The sequence below is a fragment of the Myroides sp. LJL115 genome, from assembly GCF_054871665.1.
The window spans coordinates 54,868-71,129 of sequence record NZ_JBTXLS010000007.1 but is presented as its reverse complement, the minus strand read 5'-3'; the positions used below and the strand labels follow the sequence as shown (position 1 = coordinate 71,129).

At 33.5% G+C, this 16,262-nt stretch carries 13 protein-coding genes; 10 read left to right on the top strand and 3 right to left on the bottom strand.

All coding sequences use genetic code 11. From position 1 onward, the window contains the following. Window positions 1–183: 183 nt before the first annotated feature. The 10 genes from porW (at window position 184) to atpG (ending at window position 9,179) form a co-directional block, all read left to right on the top strand. On the top strand, window positions 184–2,835 hold the full coding sequence (gene porW / locus ACYSNX_RS03195) for a type IX secretion system periplasmic lipoprotein PorW/SprE (RefSeq protein WP_461753245.1): 2,652 nt from the start codon (window positions 184–186) through the stop codon (window positions 2,833–2,835). A gap of 21 nt (window positions 2,836–2,856) precedes the next feature. After that, entirely contained in the window at window positions 2,857–3,309 is a 453-nt protein-coding gene (locus tag ACYSNX_RS03190) for a bactofilin family protein (protein WP_461753244.1), read from the top strand. Window positions 3,310–3,319: 10 nt separating this feature from the next. Next, the gene (locus ACYSNX_RS03185) at window positions 3,320–3,541 is read left to right on the top strand and encodes an AtpZ/AtpI family protein (protein ID WP_461753243.1); all 222 of its coding nucleotides are present in this window, start codon (window positions 3,320–3,322) and stop codon (window positions 3,539–3,541) included. Between the two features lie 13 nt (window positions 3,542–3,554). Further along, window positions 3,555–3,944, top strand: coding sequence for a hypothetical protein (locus ACYSNX_RS03180; protein WP_461753242.1), 390 nt, complete (start codon window positions 3,555–3,557; stop codon window positions 3,942–3,944). Between the two features lie 114 nt (window positions 3,945–4,058). Continuing rightward, a complete protein-coding gene (atpB, locus tag ACYSNX_RS03175; RefSeq protein WP_461753241.1) occupies window positions 4,059–5,240 on the top strand; it encodes a F0F1 ATP synthase subunit A in 1,182 nt (393 codons plus the stop codon). A gap of 50 nt (window positions 5,241–5,290) precedes the next feature. Beyond that, a complete protein-coding gene (gene atpE, locus ACYSNX_RS03170; protein WP_461753240.1) occupies window positions 5,291–5,485 on the top strand; it encodes an ATP synthase F0 subunit C in 195 nt (64 codons plus the stop codon). 95 nt (window positions 5,486–5,580) lie between these two features. Continuing rightward, a complete protein-coding gene (locus tag ACYSNX_RS03165) occupies window positions 5,581–6,081 on the top strand; it encodes a F0F1 ATP synthase subunit B (protein WP_461753239.1) in 501 nt (166 codons plus the stop codon). 10 nt (window positions 6,082–6,091) lie between these two features. Continuing rightward, window positions 6,092–6,628: an ATP synthase F1 subunit delta gene (atpH, locus tag ACYSNX_RS03160; RefSeq protein WP_461753238.1), complete on the top strand. Its 537-nt coding sequence runs from the start codon at window positions 6,092–6,094 to the stop codon at window positions 6,626–6,628. 42 nt (window positions 6,629–6,670) lie between these two features. Then, window positions 6,671–8,245, top strand: coding sequence for a F0F1 ATP synthase subunit alpha (atpA, locus tag ACYSNX_RS03155; RefSeq protein WP_461753237.1), 1,575 nt, complete (start codon window positions 6,671–6,673; stop codon window positions 8,243–8,245). Between the two features lie 67 nt (window positions 8,246–8,312). After that, a complete protein-coding gene (gene atpG / locus ACYSNX_RS03150; RefSeq protein ID WP_461753236.1) occupies window positions 8,313–9,179 on the top strand; it encodes an ATP synthase F1 subunit gamma in 867 nt (288 codons plus the stop codon). A 213-nt stretch (window positions 9,180–9,392) separates the two neighbouring features. Here atpG and ACYSNX_RS03145 read toward each other — a convergent pair whose 3' ends face one another. The 3 genes from ACYSNX_RS03145 to ACYSNX_RS03135 form a co-directional block, all read right to left on the bottom strand. Continuing rightward, window positions 9,393–11,120 (bottom strand): thiamine pyrophosphate-dependent enzyme, encoded by a 1,728-nt coding sequence (locus ACYSNX_RS03145; RefSeq protein WP_461753235.1) that lies wholly within the window; start codon window positions 11,118–11,120, stop codon window positions 9,393–9,395. A 130-nt stretch (window positions 11,121–11,250) separates the two neighbouring features. After that, window positions 11,251–13,329: a DUF5689 domain-containing protein gene (locus ACYSNX_RS03140; RefSeq protein WP_461753234.1), complete on the bottom strand. Its 2,079-nt coding sequence runs from the start codon at window positions 13,327–13,329 to the stop codon at window positions 11,251–11,253. Window positions 13,330–13,343: 14 nt separating this feature from the next. Next, window positions 13,344–16,118, bottom strand: coding sequence for a carboxypeptidase-like regulatory domain-containing protein (locus tag ACYSNX_RS03135; RefSeq protein ID WP_461753233.1), 2,775 nt, complete (start codon window positions 16,116–16,118; stop codon window positions 13,344–13,346). Window positions 16,119–16,262: the final 144 nt, after the last annotated feature.

Below are 16,262 nucleotides of genomic sequence, written 5' to 3'. Positions count from 1 at the left end.
ATAAACCTTTGGATAAGGCTGTATTATAATTGTGTTTATATTTAGAGAAAAACATTTTATTAGTGTGTTAACCAGCTCTATAGAGCACTAGTTTGCTTAGTTTTTATAATTAGGATATTTTTTAATTCTATCCCATTTATACTAAAAGGATATTTTTATTGTTTTGTAATAAAGTAACATAAGTTGAAAAGAACATATCTATCTTATTTTTATGCAGTTATTGCAGTTGTATTGTGTTTTTCCTGTTCGGTTAAAAAGGATAAGTTAATGAACAGAGCTTTTAATGCAATGACAGCTAAGTATAATATTTTATTTAATGGATATTTAGCTTATGATGAAGCTTTACTAGAGTTAGAGAATAATTACTTTGATAACTATTGGGAAATATTGCCTATTGAGCGTATCAATCTTGAAATAGATCCTACCAAAGAATTTCAAAAGGGAATGTCATTAGATTCTAAAAATGGATCTGTTTTAGATAACTTCTCTCTCTTAGGGGGTAGTCCTTCTAAGGTAGAGGATCCATTAGATCAGGGTTCGGGATTTGCTAGGGCTGAAAATAAGGCAACTAAAGCAATTCAAAAGCACTCTATGTATATTAACGGGCGTGAGCGAAATTGGGAGATGGATAATGCCTACCTTCTTTTAGGGAAGGCTAGATACTACGACGGAAGATATATTCCAGCATTAGAGGCTTTCAACTATATCATGTATAAATATCCTGATGGACAATTAATTGATGAGGCCATCATTTGGAGAGAAAAGACAAACCTTCGTCTTTCTTATGAAGATATTGCTATTAAGAATTTAAATGAGTTTTTGGCAGAAAAAAAAGGCCGATTAACTAAAGAGAACCAAGCAGATGCTTATGCTATTTTAGCTCAAGCCTATATCAATATAGAACAGGGGCAAAAAGCAATTGCTGCATTAAAAAAGTCAATAGAGTTTACTTCAGATAAGTCTGTTTTGGCAAGGTATTTATTTGTGTTAGGTCAGTTATATATACAAGAAAATAAAAAGGCAGAAGCATATAGTTGTTTTGAACAAATTCTAAGTTTTAATAGAAAAATCCCAAGAGTATATCTAATTCAATCTTTAGCTAAACAATTTGAAATTACAAAACTTTCCGCTAGGGATTCTGTTGCTTTCTTAAAGCAATATAACAAGCTTATCGCAGATAGGGAAAATAGGCCCTACCTAGATGTTTTAAATCGTCAAGTGGGACTTTTTTACAAAGAGATTTCAAAAGATGAGCAAGCAATTAAGTATCTAAAGGTCGCACTAAAACATTTTAAAGTGGATACTCAATTAAAGGCAAATAACTACCTAAGTTTAGCCGATATTTATTTTAATAATGCTGGATATGCTCAGTCAGGTGCCTTTTACGATAGTGCATTAGCCATTTTACCAGAAAAATACCCAGATCGTTTTCGTTTAGAGAAACGTAGAGACGCATTAAAGGATGTTGTTTTCTATGAGAATATAGCTAAAGTAAATGACAGTATTTTAAGGTTAGTAGCAATGTCGCAAAATCAAAGGAATACTTTTTTTACGGAGTATATAGAAAATATTAGAAAAGAAGACTTTAGAAAGTTACAAGCTAATTTAAAGAGCAAAAACAGAAATAGTAATGTAGATTATTTTAATATGACGAGTTTTGGAGAGGCGGTTAACCAATCCGTTACTGCTAATTCGCAGCCCCAAAATGCGACTTCATTCTATTTTTATTCTACTCAAGCTAGTTCTTACGGTAAGATAGAGTTTAAGAAGAAATGGGGAAATCGAATACTAGAAGATAACTGGAAATGGGAGAGTTCTGCAATTCAAAGAAAAGATAAACAAAGCGATGCAGTTCCAACAGAAGAGCAAAGTATTGGAGAACCTTTAGATAATCGATATAATTTGGAATATTATTTAAGTAGTATTCCTACAGATTCAAGCCAAATTGCATCTCTTAAGACAGATAGAGATTTCGCTTATTTCCAATTAGGATCTATGTATAGTGACCGATTCAAAAAGTTTGACCTAGCCATTTATCGCTTGGAAGCTCTTCTTGAATTTGAGCCAGCTCAGCGTTTGATTCTACCTACAATGTATAAGTTGTATAAAATCTATTTAGAAACTGATCCAGCCAAAGCTATGGCGTTAAAACAGAGGATTATAGATTTATACCCTGATTCACGCTACGCTAAACTCTTACAAAATGTACGTAGGGATTTAATTGATGATTTGTCACCAGAGCAGCGTTATACCAATGTGTATAGAATATATCAAAGCGGAGATTTAGACCGTGCATATGCAGAAATCCAAGAGGTTTTAGAAAACTATGATAATGATTATATTAGCCTATTTGAACTTTTAAAAGCACAAATAATAGCACAAAAAGAGGGACTTCAAGCCTATAAAGACGCTTTAAACTTTATTGCTTTAACCTACAGTTCTACTCCTGAGGGTAAGAAAGCGGAGGAATTGCTAAATACTGTTGTCAAAGAATTAGAGCAACGAGGTTTTGGTGAGTCGTTAAATGACTCCTGGAAGATAGTGGTACGTCAACCAAAAAATAGTAAAGATTCTTATAATTTAATGCAAAGGAAAATGATAGATTTTGCAACACTTAATAAATCAATTGGTGTAAAGTATTCAGAAGACAAATATGATGATTCTAGTGACTTTATTGTACTCCATGGCTTTAATAGTAAACAAGATGCTTTGAAGATCCTTGAGCGTTTAGACTTAGATCAAGCAGAAGTAATTAATACAGTAAATTATTCAACTGTATTGATAAATAAAAATTGGGAGTTATATTTACAGCAACAAACAAACAAACAAAATTAATATAGACTCAAAACAAACAAAATGTTTCAAAAAACAAAGAACAAAGGACCTGCTGATCAACTAGGGCAAACTAATCGTATTGTTGATCAAACTGTAATTAAAGGAGATATTGAGGCAGTAGCTGATTTGCGCTTCGATGGACACTTAGAGGGTAATATGAAAGTAAAAGGTAGAGTAGTTATTGGACCTTTAGCGAGTATTACTGGAAATATTATTTGCCAAAATGCCGATATTGAAGGACAAGTTTATGGGAGCCTATACGTAGAAGAATTATTATTAGTAAAAGAAAACGCTAAAATAAAAGGAGATCTAATTATAGGGAAATTGGCTGTTGAGCCAGGAGGAGATTTAGAGGTAACATGTAAAATGTTAGGAGATCACAAAACTGAGCCAGCCTTATTAGCTAATAAGAATGGACATGAATTAGAAGAAATCACTTGCGAATCTAAAGACACTGAAAAAAAGAAAAAATAAAATCTATATCTTGAGCGATCCTAAGAATAATAAACCAAATAAGTGGTTAGTTTTAGTCACAATGCCTATGCAGATGGGGGTAACTATTTATCTTTTTAGTATTTTAGGACTCTGGTTAGATGATAAATACAATTTTGAGGAAGGTTTAGCAAATAAAGTTTGTACTTTGATTGGAGTAGGTTTAGCTTTGTACCAAGTTATCAAACAAGTAAATAAATTAAATCGAAATTAATTGAAATCATCGTATGGATAAAAATTTACTAAATATTGGATTTAAGGTTTTGGGTATCCTTATAATCTGTTTCTGTGCACAATTTGCTGTTTTATATTTTACAGGATGGCATGAATCACTAAGTAATTTAGAATATAGTTTAGTCGGGTTATATGGCTTTGAATTAATATTTTCTATAGTCATTTTTTTTGCAATGATTGGTATCGCAAAAAGTCTCCCAGAACAATTAGGATTTGTTTTCTTAGGATTCATAACTCTAAGATTAATAGGTAGTTATTTGTTCGCAGAACAAGGGTTAGATCACGTAGATACTCAAGATGTATTTAAGTATAATTTCGTAATAATTGTCCTAATTTTCCTAGGTACGGATGCCTATACAGCTTACCGAGTTTTGAATAAGTAAGGCTATATAGAAAAAAGATATTAAAAAAAGTTTCGCATTAAGGTATGATTGTAAGAGATTTATTGTACTTTTGCACAAAATTTTAAGAACCATAAATATTTAAGAAGTTAAGGTATGGTGACTCTGAAGAAATCACTGAATTTATTAGCAGCTGTTATTTTTACAGCAACGTCTGTATTTTCTTACGCACAATCAAGTGATACACAACTTGATAAAAGAACTCAAGAACTTGAGCAATCTATCGATGAATCCTTACAGAATTCTGTAGCGGAGACATTAGAGGCTACTGCTGGTCAAGAGGGTAACACTACGCAAGCTGAAAAAATTGCTGCACATATCCAACATCACTTGGCGGATGACTATTCGTTTATATTCTTTTCAGACGAAGCAACTGGTAAAAACTACGGATTTCCTTTACCTGTTATTTTGATTGACAACGGATTACACGTTTTTATGTCTTCTGAATTTGATTTTGGTGAAAAGCTAGTGGAAAAAGGGGGACAGTTTTATAGACTTTACCACGGAAAAATTTATAAAACCGATGCTGAAGGGCAAATTTTTTACGGTGAAAATGGATTTCCTAGCAATGAGAAACCTTTAGATTTCTCTATTACCAAGAACGTTGCGTCATTAATGTTCACTACAGTTTTATTATTTATTATGTTTTTAGGTTTAGCTAAGACATATAAAAATGGTCCAAATAACTTACCAAAAGGATTTTCTAGAGCTTTAGAGCCTTTAGTAATTTATGTACGTGATGAGATGGCAATTCCTAATATTGGAAAAGATAAGTATAAGAAATTTATGCCTTATTTATTATCTGTGTTTTTCTTAATATTTTTATTAAACTTATTAGGTTTAACTCCACTTGGGTTTAACGTAACAGGAAGTATTACGGTAACAGCGTGTTTAGCGATATTTACTTTTATCATTACACAGATTTCAGGAAATAAAGATTACTGGAAACATATATTTTGGATGCCTGGTGTTCCAGCTCCAATGAAAATAATGTTAGCTCCAATTGAAGTTTTAGGTATGTTAATTAAACCTTTCTCTTTAATGGTACGTTTATTTGCTAACATTACTGCAGGTCACTCTATTGTGTTTGGATTAATCTCGATTATCTTTATCATGAAAGAGGTATTAGGTACTGCTGGTGCTACTGGAATTGGATTTTTCCTTTCTACGTTTTTAGTTATCCTAGAGATATTAGTAGCTTTCTTACAAGCATTTATTTTTACAATGTTGTCTTCTTTGTTTATTGGTGCTGCAGTTGCAGATCACGATGAACATTAGAAGTAAAAAAAAGAATTTAAAATTTGTTTAATTAATATAAATCAATCACTATGACATTACCAAACATTATTGGTGCAGGTATAATCGTAATCGGAGCTGGTTATGGTTTAGGAAAAATTGGATCTTCTGCAATGGACGCTATTGCTCGTCAACCAGAAGCTGCTGGAAAAATCCAAACTGCGATGATCATTATTGGAGCTTTATTAGAAGGTTTAGCATTCGGTGCTTTAGTTTTAGGTAAATAGTCCAAACAAAAGAAAAGAGTTTATCTGTAACGGTTGGTTACAGATAAACTTCTTAATTAAACAATATTAGGTATTAAAAAGTATAATTTTAGATAATGGATAAGTTAATTAACGATTTCAGTTTTGGATTATTTTTCTGGCAATTTATCATTTTAATTGTTATCATTTTCCTTTTAGGAAAATTTGCGTGGAAACCAATTGTTAACGCGTTAGAAGAGCGTGAAGAAGGAATTTCAGATGCTTTGGCAGCAGCTGACAACGCAAAGAGAGAATTAGCAAATTTACAAGCTGATAACGAAAAATTATTAATTGAGGCACGTGCAGAGCGCGATGCTTTAATGAAAGAAGCTCGTGAAATTAAAGAACAAATGTTAGCAGATGCTAAAAACGAAGCGGAAGCTCAAGGGCAAAAAATGATTGCTCAAGCTAAAGCTACAATTGAAAGCGAAAAAGCTGCTGCTGTTATCGAGTTAAAACAACAAGTTTCTGGTATTTCTATTGAGATCGCTGAGAAATTATTGAAAGATCAATTAGCTGATAAAGAAGCTCAATCAAAATTGGTTGAGAAGATGTTAGCAGATGTGAAATTAAACTAATTCATTCATTATGATAAGCACTAGAGCAGCTGCACGCTATGCAAAAGCAATGCTAGAGATTTCTGTTGAAAATGGAAATGCTGATGCTATAAATAATGATATGATCCTTATTTCTGAATCAGTTTCTCAAAGCAATGAGTTGAAAACCTTTCTTAATAACCCAGTTATAGGGGACAGTGCTAAGTTTAACGCTGTAGAAGAAGTATTCGCTGGTGCCAATCAAGGTACTAAGGAATTGTTTAAATTGCTAAAGACTAATAGTCGATTTGAACTTTTAGCTGCTATTGCTGCGGATTACCAAAAGCAGTATGAAGAGCATAAAGGTATAGAAAGAGTTACTGTTACTACAGCAATTCCTATGGATACTGACTTAGAAGCTAAAGTTTTAGTGAAAGCTAAAGAAATAGTTCAAGGTAAAGAAGTTATTATTAGCAATGTGGTAGATTCATCTATTATTGGAGGGTTTATTCTCAAAATAGGGGATAAGCAATATAATGCTTCGATAGCACATCAATTAGAAGTTTTAAAAAGAGAATTAACGAATTAAAAAATCACCGCACGAATTTTTCGTGTATAAACATAGATAAAAATGGCGGACATTAAACCAGCTGAGATATCAGCGATTTTAAAGAAACAGTTATCTGGATTTAACTCTGATGCTTCTTTAGAAGAAGTGGGAACTGTATTAGAAGTAGGAGATGGAGTTGCTCGTGTTTACGGGTTAACAAATGCTGAATATGGAGAGTTAGTTGTTGTAGACAACAAATTAGAAGCAATGGTACAGAATCTTGAAGAAGATAACGTAGGTATTGTATTATTAGGAAGCTCTGTAGGAGTAAAAGAAGGATCAGTTGTTAAAAGAACTGGACGTATCGCTTCTTTGAAAGTTGGAGAGAAAATGGTTGGTCGTGTTGTTAACACATTAGGTTTACCTATTGATGGAAAAGGACCAATTGAAGGTGATTTATACGAGATGCCACTAGAGCGTAAAGCGCCAGGGGTTATTTACCGTCAGCCAGTAACTGAGCCATTACAGACTGGTATTAAATCTATTGATGCCATGATTCCAGTAGGACGTGGTCAACGTGAGCTAGTAATTGGTGACCGTCAAACAGGAAAAACAACTGTTTGTATTGATACGATTTTAAATCAAAAAGAATTTTACGATGCTGGTCAACCAGTATATTGTATCTATGTTGCAATTGGACAAAAAGCTTCTACTGTAGCCGCTATTGCTAAAACTTTAGAAGATAAAGGAGCAATGGACTATACAATCATCGTTGCAGCTAATGCTTCTGAGCCTGCTCCAATGCAAGTTTACGCTGCAATGGCTGGTGCTGCTATCGGGGAATATTTCCGTGATACAGGACGTCCTGCATTAATCATTTATGATGATTTATCTAAACAAGCGGTTGCTTACCGTGAGATGTCATTAATTTTACGTCGTCCACCAGGACGTGAGGCGTACCCTGGAGACGTTTTCTACTTACACTCAAGATTATTAGAGCGTGCTGCTCGTATTATTGGAGATGATAATATTGCTAAAGAAATGAATGACTTACCTGAGTCATTAAGACCATTTGTTAAGGGTGGTGGTTCTTTAACTGCATTACCAATTATTGAAACACAAGCTGGTGACGTTTCTGCATATATTCCAACTAACGTAATTTCTATTACGGATGGTCAGATTTTCTTAGAATCAGATTTATTTAACTCAGGGGTTCGTCCAGCTATTAACGTTGGTATTTCTGTATCTCGTGTTGGAGGATCTGCTCAGATTAAATCAATGAAGAAAGTTGCAGGTACTTTGAAGCTTGACCAAGCTCAGTTCCGTGAGTTAGAGGCTTTCGCTAAATTCGGTTCGGATTTAGATGCTGCTACAATGAACGTAATTGAAAAAGGTAAACGTAACGTAGAGATATTAAAACAAGCTGTTAATGATCCATATTCAGTAGAAGATCAAGTTGCTATTATCTATGCTGGTTCTAAAAACTTATTAAGAAACGTTCCTGTTTCTAAAGTTAAAGAATTTGAAAGAGACTACTTAGAAGCTTTAAATACTCGTCACAGAGATACTTTAGACGCTTTAAAAGCTGGTAAATTCACAGACGAATTAACTAGTGTACTTGAGAAAGTAGCAAAAGAGATTTCTTCAAAATATTAAGAATTTGGTTTGAGAGAAAAAGATTAAATCTTTAGTCTTTTTCTTTCAAATTATTATATATTAAAAAATGGCAAACCTTAAAGAAATACGTAATAGGATTTCATCGATTGGTTCAACAATGCAGATTACTTCTGCAATGAAGATGGTTTCTGCTGCTAAATTAAAAAAGGCAACGGATACAATTGAGGCAATGCGTCCTTATTCAGAAAAGTTGACAGAGATAATCCAAAATATTAGCGCTACTTTAGAAGGAGATAACCAAGGTGTTTACTCTCAAGAAAGAGAGATCAATAATGTTCTTTTGGTTGTTGTTACTTCTAATAGAGGATTATGTGGTGCTTTTAATGCAAATATTATCAAACAAGTTAACCTTTTAAAAGAGAGTACTTTTAAAGATGCTAATGTAGATATTTTAACTATAGGTAAGAAAGGGTACGATGCTTTAAGTAAAGTATTCAATGTTTTTGAAAACGATAGTGATTTTTACGATCATAATGATTTTGAACATTGTGCTGTTATTGCTGAAAAGTTAATGAGTGCATTTGTTGAACAAAAATATGATAGTATTCAAATTGTTTACAATCAATTCAAAAACGCTGCTACTCAAAGTGTTGTTACAGAGCAATTTTTGCCATTATTGCCTATAGAAGTTGAGCAAAGCAATGCAGTGGCTATGGATTATATCTACGAACCTTCTAAAGAAGACATCTTGGATACTTTAATTCCAATGTCATTAAAAACGCAATTATTCAAAGCTGTATCGGATTCAGTAGCTTCTGAACATGGAGCTCGTATGACAGCCATGCATAAAGCAACGGATAATGCAAATGATTTAAGAAATGACTTGAAGCTAACGTATAATAAAGCACGTCAAGCAGCAATTACAAACGAAATATTAGAAATTGTTGGAGGAGCTGAAGCTCTAGGAAAATAATTTAAAGATATTAGTAAGTTAAGATAATAGTTAAGGAAGCTTTCTTAAGTGAGGTTATTATTATCTAATATATAAAAGAGAGCCTGGGAATTCACCAGGCTCTTTTTGTTTGTAATATGTTTTCTTTGATTTAAGACATTATTTTCTATTACATAGTAACTATTATTATAAGTTTTTATTTTGAGGTTTTTGTCACTTAAAAAGCCTTTGTAACTATAGATCCTTTAGATGTTTGTAGTTAGATTGGATTGTCTTATATACTTCTTCCATTTTACCATTAAGCATTAATTTGGCCATACTTTTAGTCATACCCACTATTTGTTCCAATTCTACTTTAGGAGGCATTGCTAAGGCGTTAGGGTTAGTAAAGATATTTACTAGAACAGGTCCTTTATCTACTAGTGCTTTACTTACTATTTCAGGTAATAGCTCTGGATCTCTAACTGTATAACTATTAAAGCCCATTGCCAGTCCAATTAGGGCAAAGTCAGGGTTTTCCATATCCGTTTGTGTATCCATTAAACCTGCTACTTCCATTTCCAATTTAACCATACCAAGTGATCTGTTGTTATAGACAAATATTTTAATAGGTAAATTATATTGTTTAATCGTTGCTAGATCTCCTAAAAGCATGGAAATTCCACCATCACCACAAAGGGCAATTACTTGTTGGTTAGGACGGGAGAGTTGAGAGCCTATTGCCATAGGCATTGCATTAGCCATTGAACCATGGTTAAATGACCCAAGTAATTTTCTATTTTTCTTGGCCGTAATATACCTTGCTCCCCAAACACAACACATGCCTGTATCCACTGTAAAGATAGTATCATCATTAGCTAAAGAGTCAATTACATAAGTGGCATATTCTGGCTGTATGTTATCTATAGTTCCACTTGAAGCTACATAGGCCTGTAGATTTTTTTGTACATGGTTGAAGTAATCAAGATGTAAATCTAGAAATTTCCTAGAAGGTTTTTGATTTAGTAATGGGAGCAATGCAAGTAAGGTATCTTTTATATCTCCACAAAGACCCATGGTCAACTTAGCTCGTCTACCTAGGTACTCTATTGCCCTGTCAATTTGAATAATTTTACTATTTGTCGGCATAAAATTATAATAAGGAAAATCAGTTCCTAATAATAATACCAAGTCACTATGGTGCATGGCGTGATAAGCCGAGGGCAATCCCAATAGACCTGTTAGTCCGATGTCATTAGGATTGTCATAAGCGATACCCATTTTTCCTCTAAAAGAATAAGCAACAGGCGCATGGAGTAATTGGGAGAGTTCTACAATTTGATCATGTGCATTTATGGCGCCAATTCCGCAATATATCGTTATGTTTTTTGCCTGTTCTATATGTTGGGCTAAGTCAGCAATTTCTTTATCATTTGGTCGAAGTGTAGGTTCAGGGAAGTAGTTAGCTGTAGAAGTAGGAGATGGTATTGCTGGTTCTTCACTAAGGTCACCAGGAAGACCAATTACTGCTACGCCTTTTTTAGCATAAGCATGTTGTATTGCAGTTTGTACCATTCTTGGTACTTGCTCTGGAGTTGTGAGCATTTGATTATACACGCTACAATCCTCAAAAAGTTTTATGGTATTTGTTTCTTGGAAATAGTCCATTCCCATCTGATTTGTATTTATAGCAGAAGCAATTGCAATTACAGGTAAATGACTTTTATTTGCTTCATATAAACCATTTATCAGATGAATATGCCCAGGTCCACAACTACCAGCACAACAGGCTAAGCCATCTAGTTCGGCTTCTGCAGCTGCAGCAAATGCCCCAGCTTCTTCATGACGTACATGGATCCATTGTATTTGACCATTTTTACGAACTGCATCATTCAAGTGATTTAAGCTATCCCCTGTAACAGCATAAATTCTTTTTATCCCTGCCTCTACAAGCATTTCAACTATTTGTTCCGAAACATTCATAATTGTTTATTTTTAAGTTGTTGCTTAAAGATACGTAAATATTGGTTTTTAACATATTAAAAACAAATTAAACAAAAATAGCCTAGCATCTGCTAGGCTATTTTTGCGTTTCAATCTAAAATAATAGATATTAAATATTATATAGAATATTAGTTATTTGTATATCGTAATCTTTTTTACTTCCTACTTTAAAAGCAAATTGCTCTCCTTTTCCTGTAGTATTGTACTCTACTCCTTTTAAGTCTAAGGTTATTTTCACCCATTTGTCAGGGGTATCTATTGTTCCATAAATATAGTCGTTTGTACCATTTGCTGGATTACTGGAGTTTGCTCTTTTGGTTGGGTATAAGGTTTTATCTGCTTTTAGTATTTCCGTTTCTTTTGAAGTAATTTGTTCATCAGTTGCAATATTATACACTGCGTAGCTTCCATCTGCTCTGTATACATTTAAGGAGATACTTTTTCCTGAAGTTCCTTTTACTAAAAAGGAAATAGTTTTTGCATCTTTAGGAGCGGGTTGATCTATTACTGTAAACAGATAATCATTTCCACCAGGAGTTCCTTGTATAACCATTGTATTTTGATTATCTGGACCCATTTTTTCTCCTAGAGAAGCGTAGGACTGTAAACCAAACTTATTCAAAGTTTTTAAGAATTCATCCCAAGTATTAAAGTTGGTTAAATTAACTACTTGTTCAGAAGGTTCTGTGTCTCCATCTTGATTGGTATCAAATATAATGTCAGAAACTAAAAGATCATAACTTGCTTTGGAACCTATTTTTAATGCAAAAGTCGACCCTTGGCCAGTTGTATTATAAGCAACATCTTTTAAATCTAATGTTATCTTAATCCATTTATTTGGAGAGTCAATCTTAGCGTAGATATAATCGTTGTTTCCATTAGCTGGATTTCCAGTTTGTTGACTTTTCGTTGGCGTAAGTACGATATCACTTGTGATAATAGCTGTTTGTTTTGCTGCAATTTGTGCGTCCGTTGCTAAATTATATACTGCATAGGTTCCATCTGCTCTATATACATTTAAGGAAAGTGATTTTTGGGTTGTGCCTTTTACATAGAAGGAAATATTTTTAGCACCAGTGGCAGCACTTTGGTTTTCTAATGTAAATAAGTACTCATTTTTATCAGGGGATCCTTTAATGCTCAATGCACCTTTATTATCTGGGCCTTGACCTTCTGCTTCTGTTCCAAAAGGTAGTAATCCAAATCTATTAGTAGAAGCTATAAAGGACGGCCAGTTACTAAAATCAGCAACTATATTTGGTTTATTTTGGTTAACTCCATCTACATCTTTTCCTTCTGTTTCTCCTGGAGGAGTTACTTCTCCATCTGTGTCAAATGGCTCTTTATCTAGTCCATCTAAGTCTTTCATGGTACGAGGGTTGAACTGTGCATCACTTTGGAATAAAGTCATAATACCAGTCATGCTACCACTCTTAGCAGGAACTGTCTCATTTGCGAAACCACTAGTTTGAGTAACAACTCGGAAGAAGACATTTGAAGTAGGGTTATTTGTTTTACTTTCTATTTCGTTATTTGTAGCTTTATTTCGGTCCGAAACGATGTTGTTAGGATCAAAGAAGGTTTTACCCCAGAATTTCTTTGCAAACTGTACGTCTTGTATAGTAACTAGCTTTCCAATATTAATTGGCTTGATGGCATCTTGAAGGGATAATTGTTTTGTGTAGTTCTTTTCTATTTCCTCTGGAGTTAATCTCTCACACCCTCTTACAATATGTTTTTTATAAGTAGGTGCAGCAAGAACTTGTACAAAATCTGATGTAGCATTCTTTCCTCCAATAGTTAAAATGGAGTTATTCATTTGGATTTCTGTGCCTTTTAAGCGGATAAATATTTGGGTACCTACAGGGTAGGAAGCATAGTATGCTTGAATGTCAGCTTTAAATACAGCGGAAAAAGCATTGTTTTTATCTACAAAGTAGATACTCTGATATAAATTACCACCTTGGTCACTGGATACCACGTATCCGCTTATTATATCATCTTGCTCATAGGTTCTCATTGTCTCTGTAATGGTCTCATATAGTTGAGCAATGGTGATTGTTTCAGAGATATTAGAGTCACATTCCAAGTCTAAATTTGGTATCGTGAAATCATCATTTTTAGCACAGCTAACAAAAACTAGCGCTAGAAAACATACGTATAAAAAGGATTTAAATGTGTTTTTCATAGTTGTAAGAAGTTTTAGAAGTTGTAGTAGATATTTACAAAGAAATTTCTACCATATCCATAGAAGTATTTGTTAGCAAAAGTATTTACTCCGCTTGCATTATTGGCTTTTTCACTTGCATAGTTAGCATTTCTTGCTTGTTCAAAACCTCCAGTTTTATATTTTTTATTTAGTACGTTGTTTATACTGGCATTGAGTCCAATAATATTTCTATTAGGTAATCGCCATGATTTTCCTCCACTAATATTTAATAAAGAAAAATCACTTATTTTTTCTTGTTTCCACATGTCTCGGATTATTTGATCGGTTAATCCTGGGAATATATCTCCGCCAGCACTTGGATCTTTTACAAAGTTATCTGTCCTTCTTAAAGCAGTAACATCTGTATATAAGTCATTAAAGTAATTTATATTTGCCCCTAACCACCAATATTCAGGAGATCTATATTCTAATCCTAGGGATAAAGCAGTTTGTGGACCATTGGATAAACGGTAATTTTTTAGATAAGCATGACCGTAGTCAAAGGTCTGAGCAACATTATCTGAATTTAGGCGTATCTCTGGATTATTGGTGTAAAAAGATTGTCCAAAAGATGCTGCTGCAGTTGCTTTTAAGGTTTGAGTAACCTGGTATTCTACTCCCATTTCTAGTCCAATGTTTCTTTTATTAACTCCAGTAAGAATTTCTGAAACAAAGGCACCACCACTTTTTGTTAGTAGTTCTCCTTCGGCATTCATAATACCTGCTCCATCTGCATAGTAAAAAGAGATGTCTGTACCATTTTTAATTTCTGAAACATAACCTGTAAGAATACCTCTAAGTTTAGGCGAACGGTATATATAGCTAGCATCTAGGGCTAAAATATCAACATTCTTTAAGTCTTGAGTAACTTTATTATTTACTCTAGCATTGGCAAATGCATTTCGTATTGTTGGTGCTTGGTTGTAAAGAGAAGCATTTACATTTAGTGCATGTTTACCAGTGATATGATACGTTGCACCTGCTTTAAAACCAAAGTTGTTAAAGTTTATGTTACCGCTCTTTCCATAGGAATCTTCTGGATAAACTCCATTTTTATAAAGTCCTTCCCTTTGGTAATTGGTGTACCCTATATTCTGACCTACATAAAAATTTACTTTTTTGTAATCAAATACAAATTGGGTAAATACACTAATGACATCAGCAAATACGTTGTAATTGTATCCAAAATGATCATCTTTTCCAATATATCTATTTGGATTATTCAAATCGTTTTCTCTAGCCTCTCCAGTTTGGTAATTGTCTACATCTAAGTAGCGGTCACCTCCTAAAAGGTCAATAGCTTTTTTATAATTATGTGATTTTTGACGTCTGTAGTTAACTCCTGCATCAAAAGTTATATTATCTGTAAGTAAAGATTTAAAGCTAGTATTAAAACTAAAAGTTTGATCAGATTGTACATCTTCATATAGAATAATTTTGCTTTCTCCATCATTGAGGCGGTTGATATTGTAGATATTATCCCAATCAATTTGACCATGCTCTTTAAAGTATTGCGCCTTTTGCTCTGCTAATTCTAAGTTTGGTTCCCAAACCCCATTAGAGTTATGGTAGTTTAAAGCATAGCTTGGCATATTTCTATAATACGTAGGGTCTGGATTCATATTATCTTTATAGCCAAATCGCGAATTAGCAATGATTCCGAATTGATAGGCTACAGAAGTATTCAAGGTGTTTTTTTCGTCTATTTTCCAATAATGGGTTAGCATAAAAATAGGCTCTTCTACTGTTTTGTATCTTGAATTGCGTTTGTCTCCACCTTGGTAACCCCAATAGGAATTATATTTGTAGTTTTTCAAGTCTACTTGCTCTTGTGTTAAAGGAGAGTTTTTAGCCCTTTTGTTTTTAGCGTAAATTGCAGTGAAATTTAAACTGTGGTTATCATTAAACTTCTTTTCTATTGCAGCAAAAAAGGAAGGAGCATCATAATTGGTTCCCTCGAAGAAACCTTCTCTAGCTCCACGGTAGGAAGCTGAAAAAACATAAGCCCATCCATTTTCATTAAGTCCTGAAGAGTAAATTGCATAAGGTCTCCAACTATAGTTGGTATTTGAACCAGAAAATCCAACTTTTGCCCCTGTTCTAATATGGGAAGCTCTTGTAGAAATTTCTTGTGTACCTAATATTGCACCAAAAGTATTGTCTGAGGGTGAAGTACTAGAGGAGTAAGTTTGATTTCTAGTAGCGTCATTTAGACCGCCCCAGTTAGACCATTGAGGTCTACCGTCATAAATTTTGTTCATTACAATACCATTGATTAGAGCTAAGCCATATTCATTGTCTAGCCCTCTTAAACGGTAAAAAGCTTGTCCCCAGTTATACGCAGCTACTTGCTGGAATGGGTTTTTACTTGCTTGTAGTAAACTAGAGGAGGACTCCGAACTTGAATTATCTTCCCCTAAATCATTTTCCGATAGGGAAATTAACCCCATCTGTGTCATTGAAGCTACATCTTGTTCCAATTGGATGTTACCTAAGTCAATGTTCTGACCATCCAAAGTAAAAGAAAGTCTTTTTGTAAGATACCCCATATAGGAAATAACAATAGTGTGCTGTCCTTCATTAAGATCAGAAAGAATAAAATTTCCACTATTATCCGTTAAAGTAGAAATGTTGGTCGCATTTACACTTACCAATACTGCATTGATAGGTGTTGAGGACTCAGCATCTACAACTTTTCCAGTTACCTGTTGAGCATAGCTTAAATGCACTTGTAAAAATAGAAATAAACCGAGTAAAAGTTTTCTCATAGATTAAAATTTTAAAATTACTTATGCATTATATTAAGATAATATTTACAATCAAATATACTTATTTTAAATAAAAATTAACTATTTTTGAATAGAATTAATTCATTGTATATTAAAAAGCAACTGTTTTTAAATAATATTAAT

Coding starts and splice junctions, on each gene's coding strand:
- ACYSNX_RS03190 (WP_461753244.1), top strand. CDS start 2,857: ATGTTTCAAAAAACAAAGAACAAAGGACCTGCTGATCAACTAGGGCAA.
- ACYSNX_RS03180 (WP_461753242.1), top strand. CDS start 3,555: ATGGATAAAAATTTACTAAATATTGGATTTAAGGTTTTGGGTATCCTT.
- atpB (WP_461753241.1), top strand. CDS start 4,059: ATGGTGACTCTGAAGAAATCACTGAATTTATTAGCAGCTGTTATTTTT.
- atpE (WP_461753240.1), top strand. CDS start 5,291: ATGACATTACCAAACATTATTGGTGCAGGTATAATCGTAATCGGAGCT.
- ACYSNX_RS03165 (WP_461753239.1), top strand. CDS start 5,581: ATGGATAAGTTAATTAACGATTTCAGTTTTGGATTATTTTTCTGGCAA.
- atpH (WP_461753238.1), top strand. CDS start 6,092: ATGATAAGCACTAGAGCAGCTGCACGCTATGCAAAAGCAATGCTAGAG.
- atpA (WP_461753237.1), top strand. CDS start 6,671: ATGGCGGACATTAAACCAGCTGAGATATCAGCGATTTTAAAGAAACAG.
- atpG (WP_461753236.1), top strand. CDS start 8,313: ATGGCAAACCTTAAAGAAATACGTAATAGGATTTCATCGATTGGTTCA.
- ACYSNX_RS03145 (WP_461753235.1), bottom strand. CDS start 11,120: ATGAATGTTTCGGAACAAATAGTTGAAATGCTTGTAGAGGCAGGGATA.
- ACYSNX_RS03140 (WP_461753234.1), bottom strand. CDS start 13,329: ATGAAAAACACATTTAAATCCTTTTTATACGTATGTTTTCTAGCGCTA.
- ACYSNX_RS03135 (WP_461753233.1), bottom strand. CDS start 16,118: ATGAGAAAACTTTTACTCGGTTTATTTCTATTTTTACAAGTGCATTTA.